Source organism: Halomonas sp. LMYGS-3, assembly GCF_059509875.1.
The window spans coordinates 54,809-74,488 of the sequence record NZ_JCAKFQ010000011.1 but is presented as its reverse complement, the minus strand read 5'-3'; the positions used below and the strand labels follow the sequence as shown (position 1 = coordinate 74,488).

The 19,680-nt window shown below is 58.3% G+C and carries 20 protein-coding genes and 2 pseudogenes; 9 read left to right on the top strand and 13 right to left on the bottom strand.

Translation table 11 applies throughout. From position 1 onward, the window contains the following. Positions 1 to 17: 17 nt before the first annotated feature. On the bottom strand, positions 18 to 767 hold the full coding sequence (locus tag AC5W54_RS12380; protein WP_495962400.1) for an NAD(P)H-dependent oxidoreductase: 750 nt from the start codon (positions 765 to 767) through the stop codon (positions 18 to 20). Positions 768 to 862: 95 nt separating this feature from the next. Between AC5W54_RS12380 and AC5W54_RS12375 the strand changes: the two genes are divergently transcribed. Continuing rightward, on the top strand, positions 863 to 1,771 hold the full coding sequence (locus AC5W54_RS12375) for a LysR family transcriptional regulator (RefSeq protein ID WP_495962399.1): 909 nt from the start codon (positions 863 to 865) through the stop codon (positions 1,769 to 1,771). Here the strand turns inward: AC5W54_RS12375 and AC5W54_RS12370 are convergent. Continuing rightward, positions 1,755 to 2,615, bottom strand: coding sequence for an SMP-30/gluconolactonase/LRE family protein (locus tag AC5W54_RS12370; RefSeq protein WP_495962398.1), 861 nt, complete (start codon positions 2,613 to 2,615; stop codon positions 1,755 to 1,757). The two genes, AC5W54_RS12375 and AC5W54_RS12370, sit on opposite strands and share 17 nt — an antisense overlap. A gap of 200 nt (positions 2,616 to 2,815) precedes the next feature. Between AC5W54_RS12370 and AC5W54_RS12365 the strand changes: the two genes are divergently transcribed. Next, positions 2,816 to 3,823 (top strand): zinc-dependent alcohol dehydrogenase family protein, encoded by a 1,008-nt coding sequence (locus AC5W54_RS12365; RefSeq protein WP_495962397.1) that lies wholly within the window; start codon positions 2,816 to 2,818, stop codon positions 3,821 to 3,823. Here AC5W54_RS12365 and AC5W54_RS12360 read toward each other — a convergent pair. Then, positions 3,820 to 4,638, bottom strand: a complete 819-nt coding sequence (locus AC5W54_RS12360) for a helix-turn-helix domain-containing protein (RefSeq protein WP_495962396.1) — start codon at positions 4,636 to 4,638, stop codon at positions 3,820 to 3,822. The two genes, AC5W54_RS12365 and AC5W54_RS12360, sit on opposite strands and share 4 nt — an antisense overlap. Positions 4,639 to 4,748: 110 nt before the next feature. Here AC5W54_RS12360 and AC5W54_RS12355 point away from each other — a divergent pair, with 110 nt between their 5' ends. Continuing rightward, positions 4,749 to 5,069, top strand: coding sequence for a DUF1330 domain-containing protein (locus AC5W54_RS12355; protein ID WP_495962395.1), 321 nt, complete (start codon positions 4,749 to 4,751; stop codon positions 5,067 to 5,069). Positions 5,070 to 5,084: 15 nt separating this feature from the next. Here the strand turns inward: AC5W54_RS12355 and AC5W54_RS12350 are convergent, their stop codons facing one another. From AC5W54_RS12350 to AC5W54_RS12310, 9 genes and pseudogenes are all read right to left on the bottom strand, one after another. Further along, complete coding sequence (locus AC5W54_RS12350) at positions 5,085 to 5,621, bottom strand: GrpB family protein (RefSeq protein WP_495962394.1); 537 nt, start codon at positions 5,619 to 5,621, stop codon at positions 5,085 to 5,087. Positions 5,622 to 5,659: 38 nt separating this feature from the next. Further along, positions 5,660 to 6,088 (bottom strand): VOC family protein, encoded by a 429-nt coding sequence (locus AC5W54_RS12345; RefSeq protein ID WP_495962393.1) that lies wholly within the window; start codon positions 6,086 to 6,088, stop codon positions 5,660 to 5,662. A gap of 217 nt (positions 6,089 to 6,305) precedes the next feature. Then, complete coding sequence (locus AC5W54_RS12340) at positions 6,306 to 7,127, bottom strand: formate/nitrite transporter family protein (protein ID WP_495962392.1); 822 nt, start codon at positions 7,125 to 7,127, stop codon at positions 6,306 to 6,308. Positions 7,128 to 7,176: 49 nt separating this feature from the next. Then, positions 7,177 to 7,887: a DUF899 domain-containing protein gene (locus AC5W54_RS12335; protein WP_495962391.1), complete on the bottom strand. Its 711-nt coding sequence runs from the start codon at positions 7,885 to 7,887 to the stop codon at positions 7,177 to 7,179. Beyond that, on the bottom strand, positions 7,884 to 8,450 hold the full coding sequence (locus tag AC5W54_RS12330) for an SRPBCC family protein (RefSeq protein ID WP_495962390.1): 567 nt from the start codon (positions 8,448 to 8,450) through the stop codon (positions 7,884 to 7,886). The genes AC5W54_RS12335 and AC5W54_RS12330 overlap by 4 nt, the downstream gene beginning before the upstream one ends. After that, on the bottom strand, positions 8,437 to 8,856 hold the full coding sequence (locus AC5W54_RS12325) for an ArsR/SmtB family transcription factor (protein WP_495962389.1): 420 nt from the start codon (positions 8,854 to 8,856) through the stop codon (positions 8,437 to 8,439). The genes AC5W54_RS12330 and AC5W54_RS12325 overlap by 14 nt, the downstream gene beginning before the upstream one ends. 44 nt (positions 8,857 to 8,900) lie before the next feature. Next, a complete protein-coding gene (nfo, locus tag AC5W54_RS12320) occupies positions 8,901 to 9,752 on the bottom strand; it encodes a deoxyribonuclease IV (RefSeq protein ID WP_495962388.1) in 852 nt (283 codons plus the stop codon). A gap of 70 nt (positions 9,753 to 9,822) precedes the next feature. After that, complete coding sequence (locus tag AC5W54_RS12315) at positions 9,823 to 10,305, bottom strand: OsmC family protein (RefSeq protein ID WP_495962387.1); 483 nt, start codon at positions 10,303 to 10,305, stop codon at positions 9,823 to 9,825. A gap of 184 nt (positions 10,306 to 10,489) precedes the next feature. Next, a pseudogene (locus AC5W54_RS12310) lies at positions 10,490 to 11,334 on the bottom strand (IS5 family transposase). Positions 11,335 to 11,995: 661 nt separating this feature from the next. Here AC5W54_RS12310 and AC5W54_RS12305 point away from each other — a divergent pair. The 4 genes from AC5W54_RS12305 to AC5W54_RS12290 all read left to right on the top strand — a co-directional run bounded on the left by AC5W54_RS12305 (position 11,996) and on the right by AC5W54_RS12290 (position 16,559). Further along, the gene (locus AC5W54_RS12305) at positions 11,996 to 13,516 is read left to right on the top strand and encodes a sodium:solute symporter family protein (RefSeq protein ID WP_495962386.1); all 1,521 of its coding nucleotides are present in this window, start codon (positions 11,996 to 11,998) and stop codon (positions 13,514 to 13,516) included. 269 nt (positions 13,517 to 13,785) lie between these two features. Next, entirely contained in the window at positions 13,786 to 15,045 is a 1,260-nt protein-coding gene (locus tag AC5W54_RS12300) for an alpha/beta fold hydrolase (protein ID WP_495962385.1), read from the top strand. Positions 15,046 to 15,059: 14 nt separating this feature from the next. Continuing rightward, on the top strand, positions 15,060 to 15,845 hold the full coding sequence (locus AC5W54_RS12295; protein ID WP_495962384.1) for an N-acyl homoserine lactonase family protein: 786 nt from the start codon (positions 15,060 to 15,062) through the stop codon (positions 15,843 to 15,845). A gap of 402 nt (positions 15,846 to 16,247) precedes the next feature. Continuing rightward, complete coding sequence (locus AC5W54_RS12290; RefSeq protein WP_495962383.1) at positions 16,248 to 16,559, top strand: transposase; 312 nt, start codon at positions 16,248 to 16,250, stop codon at positions 16,557 to 16,559. A 76-nt stretch (positions 16,560 to 16,635) separates the two neighbouring features. Here the strand turns inward: AC5W54_RS12290 and AC5W54_RS12285 are convergent. Then, a pseudogene (locus AC5W54_RS12285) lies at positions 16,636 to 17,892 on the bottom strand (IS1380 family transposase). A 427-nt stretch (positions 17,893 to 18,319) separates the two neighbouring features. Here AC5W54_RS12285 and AC5W54_RS12280 point away from each other — a divergent pair. Both AC5W54_RS12280 and AC5W54_RS12275 read left to right on the top strand, forming a co-directional pair. Then, positions 18,320 to 19,207 carry an NAD(P)-dependent oxidoreductase gene (locus AC5W54_RS12280; RefSeq protein WP_495962382.1) on the top strand — a complete coding sequence of 296 codons (888 nt, stop codon included), beginning with the start codon at positions 18,320 to 18,322 and terminating at the stop codon, positions 19,205 to 19,207. 34 nt (positions 19,208 to 19,241) lie between these two features. Then, positions 19,242 to 19,667: a carboxymuconolactone decarboxylase family protein gene (locus AC5W54_RS12275; RefSeq protein WP_495962381.1), complete on the top strand. Its 426-nt coding sequence runs from the start codon at positions 19,242 to 19,244 to the stop codon at positions 19,665 to 19,667. The last annotated feature ends 13 nt before the right edge of the window (positions 19,668 to 19,680 follow it).

Sequence of the window (19,680 nt, the reverse complement as noted above, 5' to 3'; positions counted from 1 at the left end):
CGGCGGGTCGGCGTCGCTCAGGGCCGCCACCGGGCCGGATGCTCGTCCTTGAGCACGCCGTGCTCGTCCCAGTCGTCCCAGCCGCTGAAGGGAATCGGACTAGCCTCCTCGAGGGTGGCCAGTCGCCGGGCCCAGTTCGTCTTCGCGGTCTCGAGATGGGCGCGGAAGTCCTCTTCCGCCTGGTAGCTGAGCCCGCCGCCCTGCACACCGTAGGTGGCCTGCGGCGCCAGCACGTCCATGCCCAGGTAGTAGAGCGAACAGTGCATGGGCCACATCAGGGTCGCCATGTCGCCGCCGCGGCCGTGCCGCGTGAAGGCCGGTGCCGGCGAGCCGGTGGTCACCGAGCCGATCGCCCGCTTGCCACGAAAGCGGCCGCGGTCGTAGCGCATGCTCCCGGAGTAGACCCCGCCATAGACGCAGACCCGGTCGAACCAGCCCTTGAGCATCGCCGGCAGGCCGTGCCACCAGAGGGGAAACTGCAGGATCACCAGATCGGCACGCTCCAGCCGGGCGATCTCGCGCTTCACGTCGTCGGGGAGGGTGCCGGCGGTGAAGGCATGGCGCTGTTCGGTCAGCGGCAGGAACGTCTCCGGCTCGGCGCGCTCGACGAAGTGCGCCGGCTGCTCGACGGGGTCGAACCCCTCGGCGTAGAGGTCCGATACCTCGACGCTATGGCCCAGGCGCTGCAGGGTTTCGATGGCCACGTCCTTCAGGGCGCCGTTGAACGAGCGGGGCTCGGGGTGGCAGTAGACGATCAGGGCATGCATGGCGGTGTCTCCGTAGGAAAGCATACGGTGTGTACCTGCAGGCTATGCTGTACGCTGACGAACCGATATTCCCCAAGAATGACAATGAGCCTTGCATGAATGAACAAGTGCTGCATTGGGACGACCTGCGCGTCGTGCTGGCCATCGCCGAGGCGGGAACACTGTCGGGAGCGGGGCGGCGGCTGGGTGCCAGCCACGCCACACTGTTCCGGCGCCTCAACGCCATCGAGCGGCGCCTGGGAGTCAGGCTGTTCGAGCGGGCACGGACGGGGTATTCGCCCACCGCGGCGGGGGAGGAACTCGCGGCGACGGCCTCGCGAGTGGAAGACGAGGTGCTGCGTGCCGAACGGCGCCTGGTGGGGCGCGACCTGCGGCTATCGGGGACGGTGCGGGTGACCACCACCGATACCCTGCTGATGGGGTTGCTGTCGCCGATCCTCGCCGACTTCCGGCGCGCCCATCCCGAGATCGTGCTCGAGGTCGCGGTTTCCAATGAGTTGTTCAATCTCTCCCAGCGCGATGCCGACGTGGCGGTGCGGCCCTCGTCGTCGCCCCCCGAGCATCTGGTGGGGCGGCGGGTCGGCCACATCGCCCAGGCGATCTATGCCCGGGGCGACGGGGCGGGGGATGCCGCCGCCTGGATCGGGCCGGACCGCCACCTGGGCTATGCGCCACTGGATTCCTGGATGGCTGCCCAGGGTCTGGACGACCGCTGCCGCTACCGCGTCGACACCCTGCTCGGCATGCTGGCCGCCGCCCGCGACGGGCTGGGCCGCGCCGTGCTGCCCTGCTACCTGGCCGATGCCGAACCGGCCCTGGTTCGGGTCGGCGAGCCGATCCCGGAACTCGCCACCGAGCTGTGGCTGCTGACCCACCCCGACCTGCGCCGGGTGGCGCGCATCCGCACCTTTCTAGCCTTCGTCGCCGAGGCGTTGATCGGTAGCGGGAGTCTGGACTTCTGCACGAAAGCTGGGGCGCGTCGACACCTCAGTCCTCGATGCTGATGGCAATCACCTCGTCGTCGTTCGTCAAGGGGATGAACAGCACCTTGCCGTCGGTGCCGAGATCGGCGCTGCCGGGCTGTAGAGTGGCCATCCGTTCCGGTTCGCTGCCGGGCACGTGGCGCCAGAGCACCCCGGCCATGTAGTCGGTCACGAAGAAGGCGCCGTCGACCTCGACCACGCCGTCGAGATTGCCGAAACGCTCGGCCTGGGGCAGGGGCGTGATGGCCTGTGTGGCGATATCGACGGACACGAGACCGCCTGGCACCTCGGTGGTGAAATCCTCTTGCATGCCTGCCCCCCAGGTGCCGACGATCAAGTGATCGTCTTGCGCGAGAATGCCATTGGGGTGGTTCAGCTGGTCACTCTGCAACCAGAGCGAAGCCTCCCCGTCCGCGTGGCGATAGATGGCATGGGTCATCATGTCGGTCACATAGATGGCGCCGGACGCATCGGCCGTCACATCGTTGAGAAACACCGCGCCTTCCAGTGTGGTGGTTTCGAGGATCTCGCCGGTCGCGAGGTCGATCATATGGAGCCGGGTAATGTCAGCCGCATAGAGCCGGTCATCGAGGATCGCCATGCCTTTCGGTGCATCCAGACCAGTGCTCCAGCTTTCCACCAGCATCTCTCCGTCGAGTGAGAGCAGCGAAAGATAGCCAGTACCATTGGCATCCATGTGGCCACCATCCATGTTGCTGACGATCAGGCGGTCGTTGGCGGCATCGTGCAGGACCGATTCCGGGGTCGCGAAGCCCGCCGAGCGCCACAGCTCGGCGGCCTGGCTGGTACTGGTGGCAAGAAGGCCGACAGAAAGGAGGGTCACCGTCATCATGGAGCGCTTCATGTTCCACCTCCTGACGCTGCCGGGCTGGCGGGGAGAGGTGCTCCCGGGATAGGTGGACGGGGCAGGCCATGAAGCATCCACCGTGCTTCTGTAGCATAGCCGGTTTCTTCGTCGTGCAGGCACGCCATCGCTTGCCCTTCCACCGGGAAGTTGGACTAGTCTCCTGGCAGCCTGGTTGAAAGTTTGGAAGGAGTGCGGAGATGAAGGTCGTCACCCTACAGAGCCCCGGTGGGCTGGATCGGTTGCAAGTCGTCGAACAGGAGACGCCCGGCGAGCCGGGGCCTGGCGAGATCCGCGTACGCGTGCACGCCAGCTCGCTCAATTTCCACGACTACGGCGTGGTGTCCGGCAAGATGCCGACCGAGGACGGCCGCATTCCCATGTCCGACGGGGCGGGCCTGGTCGAGGCGGTCGGCGACGGTGTCGAGGAGTTCGCGGTGGGCGATGCGGTGGTCTCCACCTTCTTTCCCTATTGGCTCGACGGGCCGGCGCGGGTCGGCGACTTCAGGACCACGCCCGGCGACGGTGTCGACGGCTATGCCCGCGAGCAGGTGATTCGCCCGGCCACCTGGTTCACTCACCCGCCGAGGGGCTACAGCCACGAGGAGGCCGCCACCCTGACCACCGCGGGGCTCACCGCCTGGCGTGCCTTGGTGGTCGACGGTAACCTCAAGGCCGGCGATACCGTGCTCACCCTGGGAACGGGCGGCGTTTCGATCTTCGCCCTGCAGTTCGCCAAGGCGATGGGCGCGCGAGTGATTTCCACCTCGTCTTCGGATGAGAAGATCGCAAGGCTCAAGGAGCTCGGCGCCGACCATACCCTCAACTACCAGGCCGAGCCGGAATGGGGGAAGAAGGTGAAGGCACTGACCGACGGCCAGGGCGTCGATCACGTGATCGAGGTCGGCGGGCCCGGCACCCTGCCGCAGTCCATCGATGCCGTGCGCATCGGCGGGCACATCTCGCTGATCGGCGTGCTGACGGGGCGTGGCGGTGAGGTCCCCACCGCCAAGCTGATGGCCAAGCAGGCGCGTCTGCAGGGGCTGATCGTCGGCAGCCGCATCCACCAGCAGGAGATGGTGCGCGGCATCGAGGCCGGCGGCGTGCGCCCGATCATCGACAGCACCTTCGAACTCGAGCAGATCGCCGACGCCTTCCGCCACGAGGAGGCGGGGCGGCACTTCGGCAAGATCTGCCTGTCGTTCTAGCCGGGCGGCACCGCCGTGGCCAGCTGTTGCAACGCTTCCTGAGTGGCCGCGTCCGCCGGGAAGAACGACTCGATGGCGAGTTCTTCGAGAGTGATGTCGAGCGGGGTGCCGAACACCGTGGTGGTGCTCAGCAGCGACAGCACGCGGCCATCCGGCATGGCCAGCTCCAGCGGCACGACGATCCCGCCGTGGCGTGACGACGCGCTGGCCAGGTGGAGGCGCGCCCCGGCCGGTACCGGGTAGCCTTTCAGTTCCTCGGCGAGGTCGCCAAGGGCCGGGTCGGCGGCGCTGCCGGCCTGGTGGGCCAGGCGTTCGAGAATATGGGCGCGCCATTCGCGGAAATTGCGGATGCGCGATGCAAGCCCACGGGGATGCAGGGTGAGCCGCAGCACGTTGACCGGTGGTTTCAGCAGTTCGGGGGCGATGCCGTCGAGCAGCCGTTCCAGCGGGCGGTTGCCCATCAGCAGGTGCCAGTCGCGATCGACGGCCAGCGCCGGGTAGGGGGCGTGGCTCGCCAGCAGCCGTTCGATCACGCCGCGCACCGTGTCGAGCTCCGGAGCATCAAGAGAGCGTTTGGCGAAGGCCGGGGCGAGGCCGGCGGCGAGCAACAACCGGTTGCGTTCGCGCAGGGGAACGTTCAGCCGTTCCGCGAGGTGCAGCAGCATCTCCCGGCTGGGCGTGGCCCGTCCGGATTCGACGAAGCTCAAGTGGCGCTGGGAGACGTCGGCGTCGGTGGCGAGCGCAAGCTGGCTCAGCCGCCGCCGCTGGCGCCACGTCTTCAACAGCTGCCCGGGGGTGGGGGAGGTCGTGGTCATGGGCCCAGATTAGCGCCAAGCGATATGCCTGGCTATTACCTCGCAGGTAATCGCCACGCCGCGCCAAGGGGGCGAAGCTGTCGAGGCAAACCCACCACAGGAGCAACGCCATGACCGCCTACGCCATCGCCCGCCTGCAGGACGTCACCATCGGGCCTGAGATCGTCGAGTACCTGGAGAAGATCGATGCCACCCTCGCGCCCTATGGCGGTCGCTACCTGATCCACGGTGGCACCACCCAAGTGCTGGAGGGCAACTGGCAGGGCGATACGATCATGCTCGGTTTCCCCAGCCTGGAGCAGGCCCGGGCGTGGTACCACTCAGAAGACTACCGGTGCATCCTGCCGCTGCGCACCGCCAACGCCGTGGGCGACGTCATCCTGGTGGAGGGGGTGCCGGAAGGGCACCGCGGCGTCGATATTCTCGGTTAGATGCTTCGGGCGGTGTCAGCCTGGCCCAATGACCGCGCGCACGAACTCGCCCTTGGCCCGGGTGTAGGCCTCCCGATCCTCACGGTGGTGGGAAGCCAGTTCGCGCTTGAGGGCGGCGTAGCGTTCGGCCAGCGCCGGGTCGCTGCGCAGGGCATCGCGAAAGGCCAGGCGTTGTCGCCACAGGTCGCCGTCGTGGACCACCACGTGGAGGTGATGGGTGCGATGGCCGTGGGTGTGGCGCATGAACCAGCGGCGGTCGGTCAGGTTGGCGTTGAACTCGACCGAGGTCACGTAGCCGTGATCGAGAATTGGCTCGAACAGGGCGTCGGCGACGGCCATGGAGGCGACGCCGGCCATGACGTCGATGATGGGCTTGGCCGGCATGCCGGGAATGGCGGTGCTGCCGATATGCTGCACGTCGAGCAGCTTGGCGGGAAACCGCTCCAGCAGGCGACGGCGCTCGGCGTCGAAGCGTGCCGGCCAGGACGGGGCGGAGGGCACCAGCATCACCCGCTCGTGGATGGCGCGCTCGATGGATTGCGTGCCGGTCATCGGGACCTCTTGTCGGTGCGCTTCCTGTCCCTTCCCTCTCATTCCTCGACTTCCCAGACAGGGTTCCAGGCCACTTCCCACAGATGGCCGTCGGGGTCCTGGAAGTAACCGGCATAGCCGCCCCAGAAGGTCTCATGAGCGGGCTTGGTGATCGTGGCGCCGGCATCTTTTGCCTGTTCCATGACGCCATCGACCTCTTCCCGGGAGGCGACATTGTGCGCCAGGGTGAATTCGGTCGCGCTCGGCGCGCCCATCGGCAGGTTCGCGTCATTGGCGATGCAGCGACGCGGCCAGAGCCCGAGCTTGAGGCCGCCCTGCAGCTCGAAGAACACCACGGCCCCGTCGCCTTCCTCGAACTCCTCGCCGACGATGCCGGGCGTTTCCAGACCGAGGCCATCGCGATAGAAGCGCAGCGCGCGCTCCAGGTCGTCGACGCCTAACGTGATCAGCGTGATACGCGGTTGCATGTGATGCTACCCCCGTTCGTGGCACATCATCCCCGGGACACCCCGGTGAGGTGAAATTCAGGGTAGATCAAGTTGGTGGCTTCCTCTGCGCGGAGATGGCCACCGGGTGTTCCTTGAAGGCAAAAAACGAGAGCTGCTATCGGCGGCAGAAATGGCCGAACTGGCATGAGCTCCCCGTCGGGATCCAATCCTTGGCCGGGTCGAGTGGTAGGGTGGCTCACGATGGCTGATCTTCCGGTTTATCCGGGTTGCGTAGGTAAGCGAGCCAATACACCCCGGCGACCAACAGGGTGCCGCCGACGATATTGCCGGCACTGACCACCACGAGATTGGCGAGTGAGCCGGTGAACGTCACCGTCTCTTGCCCATCCAGGACGAGGCCGAGCGGCAGGAAGAACCAGTTGGCGATCGAGTGCTCGAAACCCAGGGTCACGAAGGCGCTGATTGGCAGCAGAATGGCCAGGATCTTGTCGGTGACGCTGTGCCCACCCATCGCCAGCCATACGGCCAGGCATACCAGTACGTTGCACAGCACGCCGCGGGCGAAGGCCTCACCCAGGGAGAGTCCGGCCTTGCCGCGGGCGATCTGCAGCGCCGTTTCCCCCACGGCGCCGCCACCCAGGCTGGCGATATCGGCCCACACCACCAGTAACACCGTACCCAGGCAGCCGATCATGTTGCCCAGATAGACCAGCCCCCAGTTCCTCAGCACCTCACGGGTAGTGATCAACTGGCTCGCCCAGGCCATGGCCAGGAGGTTGTTACCGGTGAACAGCTCGGCGCCGCCGATCACCACCAGCACCAGGCCGAGGCAGAAGCCCAGGCCACCGAGCAGACGGGTCACGCCGAAACCCAGGCCGGGATCGGTCATGATGACGGTGAACAGGAGGGCGCCGAGGGAAATGAAGGCACCGGCGAGCACGGCCAGTACCATCAGGGTCAGGGCGTCCGCGCGGGCCTTGGCCACACCCATGCTCTCCACTCGTCGCGCGATCTGGCTTGGCTGATAGGCGTCGCCAAACAGGTATCCCTTATCCATTGCGTCGACCCACCCATGCCCGGATATCGTATCCCCTCACTATAGCGGGTCACGACTCGTACTCGTCGTGGCGACGGTTCCACGCATACGGCGCCGACTGGGGCCAGCCCTCGGGGGAGTCCTCCCAGGTCTCCTGGCGGCCGTAGGGCGTCAGGTCCAGGTAGGTCCAGTGGCTCCCCAGGTACTCGACGCCGCGCCTGCCGGTGAAGTAGGTGCGATAGACCCGCTCGCCATCGCGCAGGAAGACGCTCACGCCGTGGCGCTCGCCGCGGTCGGTGTCCGGGGCGCAGCAGTCCTGGCTCGTCACGCCCATGTCGAGGTTGAAGTCGCTGCCCAGGGAGGAGACCCAGGGCAAATGCCGCCAGCCCATGCGCGCCCGGTAGCGCTCGAGCTGTTCCAGCGGCGCGCGCGACACCAGGACCAGCGAGGTGTCGCGGGCGTGCAGGTGGGCGGGATGGCTCATGGCGTCGACGACCCAGGAGCAGCCGTCGCAGCCGGCCTCCCAGTCGGGGCCGAACATGAAATGGTAAACGATCAGCTGGCGACGTCCCTCGAACAGGTCGAGCAGGCTTGCGGTGCCCGCCGGCCCCTCGAAGGTGTACGCCTTCGTCACCTCGACCATCGGCAGCCGGCGGCGCTCGGCGTTCAACCGGTCGCGTTCGCGGGTCAGCGCCTTTTCCCTGGCGACCTGGCGCTCGAGTGCTGTTTGCCACTCGTCCATCGAGACGACGGGGGGCAGGGGAATGGGGGCATCGTTCACTGTTGGTTCCTCCCGTTGTGCTGCAACGTGATGTGCTGCTGGTAGTATTCCTCCAACTCTTCGAACAATGGCCAGAAGGGCTGCGGCGTACGGCCCTCCAGCACCTCGACCAGAATGGCGAGATGGGTGTGCCAGCCACCGGCCACGTCGACCAGGGTGTCGAGATCGCCCAGCCGGCGATGGGTCAGCACCAGCCGCACCCGGTCGCCTTCCTCGCTGAGCTCGAAGGTCACCTCGGACGGGCCCTCGTGACCACCACCCCAGGTCATCACCAGCACATGGGGCGGCTCGAAGCGGCGAATCTCGTGCTGGGTGGTGCAGCCGCCCTCGAATTGGCGAAAGCGGTCCGGCGCGGGCGCCCGGTGCGGTGACAGGCCGGCGTGGTCGAAGTGCAGGGCGAAGGCGCTGCCCGGCCGAGGCGTCATGTTGCCGGCGGCGAGCCACCGGGCACGCTTGTCGGAGTCGGTGAGATAGGCCCAGACCCGCTCGATGGGGCCGGGCAGCAGGCGCTCGAAGCGGATGCTGTCCGATTCGAGCAGCCGACCCTGTTCATCGCGCTCCATGACGGTTCCTTTCATGGTTCAAGCTGGCATCATCGTCTTTCAGGGCCTCCTCCAGCGCATCGAGGCGCTGGCTCCAGAAGCGCTCGTAGAAGTGCAGCCACTCGTCGGCCGCGGCGAGCGGGTCCGGATTGAGTCGGCAGAGGTGGGCCCGACCCTCCACGCGGCGACGGATCAGCCCCGCCTGTTCCAGCACGCGCACATGCTTGGAGGCGGCCGCGAGCGACATCGGGAAGGGCGAGGCCAACTCGCCGATCCTGCGCTCGCCTGCGGCGAGGCGCTGGAGCATTGCCCGTCGGGTCGGGTCGGCCAGGGCATGGAAGACCCGATCCAGGACGATCGTCTGTTGTTCAACCATATGGTTTAGATAGATCGCCGATGAAGGCTTGTCAACCGTCTGGTTGAGCATTGGATGGTCATTGACGCGGGAAGGTGGATGTCGGACCCGGAGGCCTAGGCGGCGTCGAGCTGTTGGGCCCGCAGCCAGGCGATCTCCTCGGCCCAGATCGCTGGCTCGATGGTCTCCAGTACCATGGGGATGTCGTCGATGCGCGGGTCGCGCATCAGGGTGGTGAAGGCGTCCAGCCCGATATTGCCCTGGCCCAGGCTGTGGTGGCGGTCGACGCGGCTGGCGAATTCGCTCTTGGCGTCGTTCAAGTGCATGCCGCGCAGATACTCGAAACCGACCACCTTGTCGAATTCGTCCAGCGTCGCGGTGCAGGCCTCCGGCGTGCGCAGGTCGTAGCCGGCGGCGAAGGCGTGGCAGGTGTCGATGCACACCCCGACCCGCGACCCGTCGTCGACCTGGTCGATGATCTCGGCGAGGTGCTCGAAGCGCCAGCCCAGGTTGGTGCCCTGGCCGGCGGTGTTCTCGATCACTGCCGTGACGCCCCGGGTCTCGGCGAGCACATGGTTGATCGAGTCGGCGATGCGGGTCAGGCACTCGCTTTCGCTGATCTTCTTCAGGTGGCTGCCGGGGTGGAAGTTGAGCAGCGTGAGCCCGAGCTGTTCGCAGCGCTGGAATTCGTCGAGAAAGGCCGCGCGGGACTTCTCGAGCCCGGCGGCATCCGGGTGGCCGAGGTTGATCAGGTAGCTGTCGTGGGGAAGGATCTGCCCCGGGCCGAAGCCGTGCTCGCGGCAGGCCGTGCGAAAGGCCTCGATGGCCTCGTCGGTCAGCGGCTTGGCGTGCCACTGGCGCTGGTTCTTGGTGAACAGCGCAAAGGCGTCGGCGCCGATCTCCACGGCGCGTAACACGGCCTGATCGGGGCCGCCGGCGGCACTGACGTGGGCTCCGAGATATTTCATGCGGCGTTTCCTTCCATCACGGCTCAAGGGTGGGCTTACGATAGCACCGTGGCGGGGCGCCATCAGCCGCTCAAGGCGCCGACGCCCGCTCCATGGTCGGCTCGCAGTGCACCGGGAAGTTGACCGAGTTGGCGATGAAGCAGAGCCGGTTGGCACGCTCGTGCAGCTGCTCGGCCAGCGCCGGGTCGCTGCCGGCGGCGATACCGACCTGCGGGCGCAGCGTCACCCGGGTGAAGTGGCCGCCGCCGTTGCCGGTCAGGGCCATGCTGCCCTCGGCCTGGTCGGTGTAGCGCTCGACGACGACGCCGGCATCGGCACACAGGTGCAGATACCACAGCATGTGGCAGGCCGAGAGGGAGGCGACCAGCATGTCCTCGGGGTTGTGCCGCTCGGCGTCGCCCAGGAAGGCGGGGTCGGCAGAGCCTCGCAGCGTGGCCTTGCCGGCCACCTCGATCTCGTGGTCGCGCGAATAGTCGCGGTAGCGGCGGGTGCCGCTACCTTGGTTACCCGTCCAGGTGACCCGCACCCAGTAGTCGTGCTGGGGTTGGCTCATCGGTTTCTCCTCTGGTGCCTGGCGTTCAATCGCCGTGTGACCCGCTAAGGAATCGCTGATCAATCTATCTCTGAGCAGCTAAAGCGCTCAGGGCGGCACATATACCGCGTCAGCGGTCACTTTCTGACTACTGTTGGTGGCCTTTTCACCCTGGCAGCCGGATAACCCGGCTGCCAAGTCAGATTCAAGAAACACTGGCCCCGTCAGCATGGCCTGGGCATCGGCCAGCCAGCACCAGATTGCCGAGGGCGAACAGGGTGAACAGCTGCGCCTGGTTCTTGGCCAATCCCTTGTAGCGAACCTTTCGGTAGCCGAAGAGGTTCTTGATGACATGAAACGGGTGTTCCACCTTGGCGCGGATGCTGGCCTTGGCCTTCTCGAATGCCAGCAGCAGCGTTTTCATGGGACTGTCTTCCATCTTCTTGATGGCGCCGCGCTTGGCGGCGACACAGCACCGGGAGTCAGGGTCATCTTTCTCTTCGCCCAGGTGCTTCCACATGCCGAGGTGGCAGCGACACTGTGGGTCAGTCCGGTGACCGCATCGACGCCGATATGGGCCTTCATGCCGAAGTACCATTGCTTCCCCTTGCGGGTCTGCTTCATCTCCGGATCGCGTTGCTTGGCCTGGTTCTTGGTGGAGGGGGCCGCCGCCACGATGGTGGCGTCGACGATGGTGCCCTCACGCATGAACAGGCCCTGAGGGCCAGGCTGGCGTTGATCTCCTCGAAAATCCGCTGGGTCAGCGCATGCTTTTCCAGCAGATGGCGGAAACGCAGCAGCGTGGTAGCGTCCGCCACGCTCTCGATGGCCAGGTCGATACCGATGAAGTCGCGCATGGCCTGGTGTCGTAGATGGCATCTTCCAGCGCCTCGTCGGCGAGCGCATACCACTGCTGAGGAAATCGATCCGCAGCATGCGCTCCAGGCCAATGGGTGGCCGGCCCCGCTTGCCCGCCGAATTCGGGAAGTAGGACGGTGACAGCGCCTCGATCAGTCGTTGCCATGGCACCAGGGCATCCATCTGGGCCAGGAATCGCTATCGGCGGGTGACCTTCTTCTTGTTCTGGTGCTCAGCCTGGGCAAACGAGATCTGCTTCATCGGGTGGCTCTGTCAGACGGTGGCAGGTGGGGCAGATTCTACCCCGCCGGTGGCTGCCAGGCAGCGGCGGCGGGATTTATGCAGCGTTTCCCTAGATGAGAATGACTATCTACAGCAATTCTAGGAAAAAGGTCTTATACCTTTGTATTATGGTATTTTTGTCATACGATGCTACGATTGGCAAGAAGGATTTGATGCGTTGGAGTGATGCTATCCGTTTCTGACACCGGTGAGGTGGTGATTTTTTTAAATCAATGACGTCTTTATAATTTGTGCTTGCAAAGCATGCTAAATGTAATGAATAGTAATACAATCATAACATTGGAGACGATATGTCGCTAAGGATACGTCGTAGGGTACTATGGTTAGTAGTAACTATCTGCTTGTTACTTACTTGGCTTCCAAGCTTCGGAATGCTTAACTCATTACAATGGGTAGGTCCTTTGCCATTGCCGATGGCTTGGGTGTTGGGATTAAATGTAATCCTGACAGTCTGTGTTGCCTTAACATACCCGCTCTGCTTTAAGCCGTTAATTAAAAATCTGGAAGAATATCCTATTGAAGAGAGTCATTCAGAACAAAAGAGGGCTAAATGATGTCTTATGGAATGACGACCTTAATTGTAGTGCTCTTGTTTGTAGGGATAATGGTGTTTATATCCTACCAGTCGGCAAAAAATTCTCAGAGTTCAGCTAATAGCGGGGCTGACGGATTTATTGTTGGCGGGAGGAATATAGGAACTTTTGTACTTCTGATGAGCATGGGAGCAACATATTTCTCAACTTGGACGTTGCTGGGGTCTTTCGGCTCATATTATCGTTCAGGTGTGTGGTTTATGGGTTTTACCGTGTGGACAATATTCCATGCTTTTTTTATCTGGTTTTTCGGAACACGGATATGGCTCTCTGGGAAAGTTTTTAATTTTGTTACCCCAGGGCAAATGATTGAGCATTATTACCGAAGCTCAATGCTTAGAATTTTGTTTGCCCTTATTGGTATTGCAGCACTCACTCCCTACATGTTAATACAAGTTACAGGTGGAGCTCGTGCTCTAGAAGGTCTTACAGATGGAGCTATCCCATATGTAGTAGGGGTTACAATCACGACTGTTATCGTTGGTTTTATTGTGCTATGGGCTGGTTTCCGAGGTACAGCATGGACCGATACCTTCATGGGCATATTCTTCGGATCTATCCTCTTTTTCGTACTTGTTTTTGTTATAGGAAAAGCTGGGGGATGGGATGTATTTCATAATGTAGCCCAAACGCATCCAGAGAAGCTTGTAAATAGTGGAAGTACATTACAAATGGTTGAACTTTGGTTAGGCCTTGGGTTTGGCTCATGGGTTTTACCTCATATGTGGCAGAAGTTTTACTCTGCACGTTCAGCCAAAGTTCTCGGAAAAGTCGCAGCATTAACACCCTTTTGGAACTCCTGGATGATGGCATGCATTCCTCTGTTCGTCGGAATTGCTGCTAATGTGCAAGGCCTGATCCCTGGCGTGGAGGAGAATAGCGACGCGCTTCTTCCCCTCTTCTTTTCTGAATATGCCCCAATTGCAGGTACATTCGTTGTAGCTGGGATCTTAGCTGCTGCAATTTCTACTATTAATAGTCAGCTGCTTTCTTCTGCTAGCCTAGTGGCAGAGGATATTTGCTATAAAATCCCTTCGATACGAAGGCTAAATTTCAAGGAAACTAATATCAACCGATTCGTTGTCTTGGTCATGACTGGTTTGATCTTCTATCTTGCCATGAGTCCTAGTGGTTCGGGGCTAATTGTACCGATTGCTGCTCTAGGCTTTGGATTAGGGTTGCAACTGGTTCCCGCGGCACTAGGAGCTTTGTACTGGAAATTCATTACAGCTTCTGGCGCAATTGCTGGATTGGTTACTGGAACAATAGCGCTGGCGGCAGTTGCAATATTTGAGCCTTCGGCCCTTCCTGGGCCAGGTATAACGGGCTTAATTGTTAACTCTTTTGTCACGCTGGCTGTTAGCTTAGTAACCAAGAAGGTTCCTGAAGAATCAATTGAAAATTACCATGGCCTATACAGGAAATACATGGGTAGTGAGAAAAATGAAGAAAGCCCAGCTGTTGAATATTCTAAATAAAGGAGTCTAACTATAGTTCCATGCTGCGGCATAAGTAATGTATGCCGCAGCATGCTGAGAAACCGGAACATAATACGATATTGCTTATGATAAACTTCATGACATGTTGTATCTTGCTAACAAGATCGAAGCAATTGTTTTTTGGAATAAAATAACAAGCAGAATCTCTAAGTAGGCTTAGGCGATTGCCGTCGGGGTAAAAATACCCTGACGACCCGGCTACAGTCCCAGCGATAATGAATGGTAAGGCGAAAAGGAGCATGTATACAATGAATGACCAAAAGGAAAAAAATATAGCTGAAAAGATCTGTGACTGGCTTGATGCAGCTAATAAAGATACGGAGCTTCAGTCATCAGCCATTGAGTTGAGCTTGGAGATTACGATACGTATAGAGGACTATGACGAGAGCAAGTTAATAAGTATTTGTGGTGAGGGAAGTAAAGATCCATGCCACATCTATTTAGAGTTTTCGTCTCCTTCTTATATTTGGGAACAGGTTTTATCACCACTTCCTGCCCCTGGGTTTCACTCATTTACAGCTCTAAGGAATTATTCGAAGAGTTTCAATGTGTCTGGCGATGACATAGATATTGCTAGGTCGCTAAACACAATAGAGCGATTGTTCGAATTGACGTCTCCAAATAAGAATAGAGAAAGCATGGTAGACTTAATTAATCAGAGCTCTTTGGATAATATTAAGTGCGGATATAAAAAGGTCTACAGAGGTGGCGATTGTGCTAATATTTTTTATGAGCAGTCAGGCCCCTCATCTTCTTCTCCTTCAGTATTGTTCCTGCACACAGCAGGAGCAGACAGCAGGCAATATTTAGAGGTTTTATGCTCTGAGGCTATTAGCGAGCACTGGAACTGCTATTCTTTTGATATGCCTCTCCATGGGAGATCTTCTTTTACATTTTCTTATGAGGCTGGATCCTACAGGCTGGAAATGGAAGGCTATCGTGATTGGTGCCTAGCATTTATTGAGCAAGTGATCAAAAAGCCTACTATTGTTGTTGGTTGTTCAATGGGAGCAGCTATCTGTATGGCTCTTGCAGCCAGCTCTTCTCCATTTGTTCGTGGTGTAATTGGTGTCGGGGCTCCAGACCGATCGCCTGGCCGGCTTAATCCTTATCTCGATCACCCCTCAGTTAATTCATCTCGCTACTGCGGTGCTTATGTCCGTGGGCTAATGAGTCCAGGATCTCCGCTAAAAAACAAGCGGTTTGCCAGCTGGATATACTCACAGAGTGGTCCCGGGGTATATCCTGGTGATCTATGGTTTTATAGCGAAGAGTACGATGGATACGCTTTGTCTGAGTTTATTAACAACTCGGGGTGTCCTGTGTCTCTGCTTACAGGCAGATATGACTACTCTTGCACTCCAGAAGCTTCAAAAAGGCTGGCAGCGGTCATTAAAAACTCAAAATTGACCGTGATGGAGGAGTTGGGGCATTTTCCAATGACAGAGAACCCTTCGTTATTCTTGGAATACCTTATTCCTGAGCTAGACAGGATAAATTCAATCTAACTGAGGTTATAGAAATGGAAAAGCTCGATAAATTTTCTGTGTACGCCATAAAGTACGCTACTGTTAATAGAAAAAGCAGCGAAAATTTTATAGCAGGGGACCCTCATGAAACCCCTGGCTCAATGGATTATTATGTTTGGGTTTTAAAGTCAGAGAGTAAAGTTTTTCTCGTCGATACAGGCTTCAACAGCGATGCAGCCAAAAAAAGAGGGAGAACCTTTTTAAGATGTCCTACACAAGGTCTTGAACTCCTTGGCATAAAGTCGGCTGATATATCGTCAGTGATATTGACTCATTTGCATTATGATCATGGAGGTAATATAGACTTATTTCCTAACGCACACTTCTACATACAAGAGAGAGAGGTGGCTTTTTCTACCGGTAGATACATGAGTCATCCTTTCGTAAGAGCTCCTTATGACGTAGAAGATGTCATTCTTTTAGTTAAAAAGATATATCAAGGAAAGGTTGTGTTTGTAGACGGGAGCTATAAGATCTCATCTGGCTTATATGTCCACTGTATAGGAGGACATTGTCCTGGCCTCCAAGTTATACAAGTATGGACTAAGAATGGATGGGTTGTACTAGCGTCTGATGCTACCCATTTCTATGATAATCTTGAAAAGAAGCACCCTTTCCCCATTGTCTTTAATGTAGGGGAAATGCTGGATGGCTTCGATAGGCTGAGTGAGCTAGCATCATCAAAGGATCTCATAATCCCCGGGCATGATCCAGAAGTAATGAATCGCTTTGCATCACCTTCTGATGAAGCCGAAGGAATAATAGCAAAAATAGCATAGGCAAAATAAGATTTGTTATGATTGCTCATAAGATCGCTGTAGCGCAAGCCAAGTCAGTTCCTTTGACGCGACGTCAACAACAAGAGGTTTATCAGTCTAATTGGGAAAAGGCAAGGAGTGGTGCGAAACTCGCGGTATTTCCTGGAGGCTTTTTTTCATGGCTGGAACATTCAAGGGTCTGCCCCCCTCCGACTTCGACAGATAAACGTGTAAATTACTGTTTTCCCTGAAAACACGGTTCCAGGATTGGCACTACAACAACCGATTTAAACAGTAAGCCATTTATTTATTTGGGTATAGAAGCACCCCTTAACCGCTGTCATATAACATAACGATACTGTGATATTGAAGTGACCCCCTTCTGAGCTGCACAGGCTATAGTGCAGCCATCAGGAGGACAGGATGAGCGACGACAATCCGATCAAGCGATGGACCGCCAAGCGCAAGGCCGCTGTGGTCATGGACATCTTCAAGGGCAAGACCACGGTCGCTGAGGTGGCCCGCCAGTACGCCCTCACGGTCTCCGAGGTCGAGGGCTGGATCGATGAGGCCCAGCGCAACATGGAGAACGGGTTCAAGGCCCGCCCCAAGGACATCCGTGAGCAGTATGAAGCCGAGCTCCGGGAGACCAAGGAGGCACTGGGCGAGGCCCATCTGCAGATCTATGCACTAAAAAAATTCAAGCGCCTGCTCGACGAGGACGAGAACTCGTAAGGTCGCTGCAGCCGTGGCCGTCGACCGCCGTTGTGGCCGCTCTGCTGACTAACTTGAATCATGGTGATGCTGAGTGTCAGGCCAAGGCCGTCAGCCGAGGTAGCCCCTTCAGCAAGGTGGGCCACCATTTGTCGGCGGCATCGCCGAGGTGCACCGTGATGCGTCGGGCGTGCAGCGACAGCATCGCTGCGATCCGTCGAGGAGAGGTGCATGTCGAGGGCCGACTTCACCTCGCCCATGTGGGCCTCGGCGCTGCCGCGCTTGCGGTAGAGCGCCAGGACCTTCTCCGGCAGCCAGTCGAACTTGCCGAGGTTGGTGACCAGGAAGAAGGCATGCAGCAGCAGGTCATCAGGACGTTCCTGCACCACCAGCACCACGCGTCGCGGCGTTGGCCAGGAACCGGCTTGGTACTCAAGGTCGTGGAACCACTCCCGAGGTTGCTCGGGCGGGCGGCCTCGGGGCCGTTTCAGGTACGGCGCCGCCAGCTTCTGAAGCCCCGAGGGACTGCGCAGTCGCCCCAGGTACTCGATATCGCGATCTTCCAGGGCCTCCAGCGTGTCGTTGTCGGTGAACCCGGCGTCGATGCGCACTCGTACCTGGGCCCCGGTGCTTTCGTTGAGCCGCCGCACCAGGTGCGGAATCCAGGTATCGGCAGTCTCGGCCGGGCCGGCGTTACCGCCGCGCAACAGGCCGCCCACCATGTCGCCGGTTTCAGCCAGCGAGGCGACCAGCGGAGAGTAAATGCAGGCACCGTAAAGCCCGTGAAACGCCGAGCCACCTTGGTGGCCATGGACCTCGATCGGCAGGCCGTCAATATCCAGAGTCAACTGCGCGGGGCGCTCGCCGTTCTTCAGCGAGGTCAGACGCCAGACCACCAGTCGCAGCAGGCCCTCGTGCACGGCATCGATGTTGTCATGGCGCCCAAGGCAAGTCAGCAGCCGCGACAACGTGGCTTGAGATGGCCGATCTTGGTCCAAAGGCGTCATCCCTCGTGCATCGCTGCAGGCCAGCTGCCAGAGCGGATCACGCCGCAGCGTGTCGGTATCGCTGAGGTCGATCCAGCCCATCGCGCGCTGCAGCACCAAGGTGCGCAGCTGGCTGGATAGCGAATGACGGATGCGCAGCGGATGGCGTCGATCGACCAGATTGTCTTCCAGCGCCTCGATCACACCGCTGTTGTCGAGGGCTCCACGCAGCAGCAAGGCACCGCTGTCGCTGGTGGTGCGCTGAGCGCTCGTTTCAACGCGGATGGACCCGTTGCAGAGGGTGTCCAGGTGGATAGTCTTTCACCCATGGCGAGTAGTCCTCTTGAATCGTGTTCTGTCACTAACATCTTGATTCTGCGTGATGAATTGCTCGCCATCTTCTTTTCTACCTCAGCCCGGTGAAATGAGGCGGGTTGATGACGTTGGAGAGGGCCGGTGCCCGCAAGCCCTCGGTTCAACACCCTCATTCGGTGTCCTGATGAATGAGCTGGGATCAAGGCGAATTAAATGAGAATGACTATCGACAGCAATTCTAGGGAAAAAATCTTAGACCATTGTATTATGGTATCTTTGTCATACGATGCTACGATTAGCAAAAGATATGAAACGTTGGAGTGATGCTATCCGTTTCTGACACCGGTGAGATGATGTTTTTTTAAATAAATGACATCTTTATAATTCTTGCCCGCAAAGCATACTAATGTAGTGAAAAGAAATTAAGTTTTTGATTCATGGTTGTGGTATGAGGACCTCAGGAAAAAAGGAAACTAATCGATGACAGTCAAAGATAGAATAGCTGTAATTGGTTTAGGCAGGATGGGATTGCCCATGTCGCTTAACTTGTTAAAAGAAGGATACTTGGTTCAGGGGTTTGATTTGTCAACTGAGGCAAATAATAAATTCTCAGAAGCAGGCGGCATCCCTTCAAGCTCCGTGGATGAAGCGATAAAAGATGCGTCAGTTATTATTACAATGCTCCCAAATGGAGAGATTGTTAGATCCGTGCTGTGTGATGGTGAGGCGTGGAGATGCGCAAGAGATGGTGCAATTTTGATTGAAATGAGTTCATCGTCGCCCCTTGACACAAGAGCATTGTCAGAAAATATTGGAAGCAGGATCCGCGTTGTAGATGCGCCTGTGTCTGGAGGTGTTAAACGCGCCATCGACGGGACATTAACTGTTATGGCAGGGGGGGCGGAAAAAGACTTAGCGAAGGTGTCTCCAGTTCTTAAGTCACTAGCGAAAAAAGTTTTTTACTGTGGTCCGGTTGGTGCTGGCCATGCCATGAAGGCAATTAATAATTATGTGTCAGGGGCAGGTGTAATCGCTGCTTGCGAGGCAGTTCAGCTTGCTCAAGCTTTCGGAATGGATAGCGGGACTGTCGTAGATGTATTAAACGCTTCAAGTGGAAAAAATAATGCCACTGAAGTAAAGATGAAGCAGTTTATTTTAAGTGGTAGCTTTTCTTCGGGGTTTGCTTTGGGGCTTATGGCAAAAGACATTGGAATTGCTGCTCAGCTATCAGAGGAATTAGGGCTTACTCAAGAGGGCTTGATGCAGACCGCCGAAAAGTGGGACTCCGCAATGCACGCTGTAGGTGGTGATGTAGATCATACACGAATATATGAAACCTTATCAAAATCTGCTAAAAAAGCAGATTAGGTTTTTGTTTTAATGCAATAGAGGATTGAAAGTGATGAATGAAAAAAAACATGAAAGCATGAGTCAAGATGAAAATATGGAAAAAGCTTCTGAATCATTTAGGCGAGGCCTAAAAACCCGAAGAGAAGTGCTGGGAGATAAGTATGTAGAAGCTTCTCTGAGTAAGGCGTCTGAGTTTAGTTGGCCAATGCAGCAGCTAGTAACTGAGTATTGTTGGGACGAAATTTGGAACCGTCCTGGACTGAGTCGCCGTGATCGTTCTCTACTTAATCTGGGAATGATTGCATCGCTCAATCGACAGCACGAGTTGCAAGCACATGTCAGAGGGGCGCTAAACAACGGCCTTAGTCGTGAAGAAATCACAGAAATATTTCTTCAAGTTGCTATTTATTGTGGCGTGCCAGCTGCTATTGATAGCTTCCGCAATGCCCAGATGGTACTTGATGAGTTTGACAACTGAAATTAACAAAAAG

What these genes read in the sequence shown, in the direction of transcription:
- AC5W54_RS12325 (WP_495962389.1), bottom strand. Translation starts at nt 8,856, where the DNA reads ATGCTCAACCAGACGGTTGACAAGCCTTCATCGGCGATCTATCTAAAC.
- AC5W54_RS12300 (WP_495962385.1), top strand. Translation starts at nt 13,786, where the DNA reads ATGAATGACCAAAAGGAAAAAAATATAGCTGAAAAGATCTGTGACTGG.
- AC5W54_RS12305 (WP_495962386.1), top strand. Translation starts at nt 11,996, where the DNA reads ATGATGTCTTATGGAATGACGACCTTAATTGTAGTGCTCTTGTTTGTA.
- AC5W54_RS12370 (WP_495962398.1), bottom strand. Translation starts at nt 2,615, where the DNA reads ATGAAGCGCTCCATGATGACGGTGACCCTCCTTTCTGTCGGCCTTCTT.
- AC5W54_RS12380 (WP_495962400.1), bottom strand. Translation starts at nt 767, where the DNA reads ATGCATGCCCTGATCGTCTACTGCCACCCCGAGCCCCGCTCGTTCAAC.
- AC5W54_RS12375 (WP_495962399.1), top strand. Translation starts at nt 863, where the DNA reads ATGAATGAACAAGTGCTGCATTGGGACGACCTGCGCGTCGTGCTGGCC.
- AC5W54_RS12315 (WP_495962387.1), bottom strand. Translation starts at nt 10,305, where the DNA reads ATGAGCCAACCCCAGCACGACTACTGGGTGCGGGTCACCTGGACGGGT.
- AC5W54_RS12365 (WP_495962397.1), top strand. Translation starts at nt 2,816, where the DNA reads ATGAAGGTCGTCACCCTACAGAGCCCCGGTGGGCTGGATCGGTTGCAA.
- AC5W54_RS12295 (WP_495962384.1), top strand. Translation starts at nt 15,060, where the DNA reads ATGGAAAAGCTCGATAAATTTTCTGTGTACGCCATAAAGTACGCTACT.
- nfo (WP_495962388.1), bottom strand. Translation starts at nt 9,752, where the DNA reads ATGAAATATCTCGGAGCCCACGTCAGTGCCGCCGGCGGCCCCGATCAG.
- AC5W54_RS12275 (WP_495962381.1), top strand. Translation starts at nt 19,242, where the DNA reads ATGAATGAAAAAAAACATGAAAGCATGAGTCAAGATGAAAATATGGAA.
- AC5W54_RS12280 (WP_495962382.1), top strand. Translation starts at nt 18,320, where the DNA reads ATGACAGTCAAAGATAGAATAGCTGTAATTGGTTTAGGCAGGATGGGA.
- AC5W54_RS12290 (WP_495962383.1), top strand. Translation starts at nt 16,248, where the DNA reads ATGAGCGACGACAATCCGATCAAGCGATGGACCGCCAAGCGCAAGGCC.
- AC5W54_RS12355 (WP_495962395.1), top strand. Translation starts at nt 4,749, where the DNA reads ATGACCGCCTACGCCATCGCCCGCCTGCAGGACGTCACCATCGGGCCT.
- AC5W54_RS12340 (WP_495962392.1), bottom strand. Translation starts at nt 7,127, where the DNA reads ATGGATAAGGGATACCTGTTTGGCGACGCCTATCAGCCAAGCCAGATC.
- AC5W54_RS12360 (WP_495962396.1), bottom strand. Translation starts at nt 4,638, where the DNA reads ATGACCACGACCTCCCCCACCCCCGGGCAGCTGTTGAAGACGTGGCGC.
- AC5W54_RS12330 (WP_495962390.1), bottom strand. Translation starts at nt 8,450, where the DNA reads ATGGAGCGCGATGAACAGGGTCGGCTGCTCGAATCGGACAGCATCCGC.
- AC5W54_RS12350 (WP_495962394.1), bottom strand. Translation starts at nt 5,621, where the DNA reads ATGACCGGCACGCAATCCATCGAGCGCGCCATCCACGAGCGGGTGATG.
- AC5W54_RS12345 (WP_495962393.1), bottom strand. Translation starts at nt 6,088, where the DNA reads ATGCAACCGCGTATCACGCTGATCACGTTAGGCGTCGACGACCTGGAG.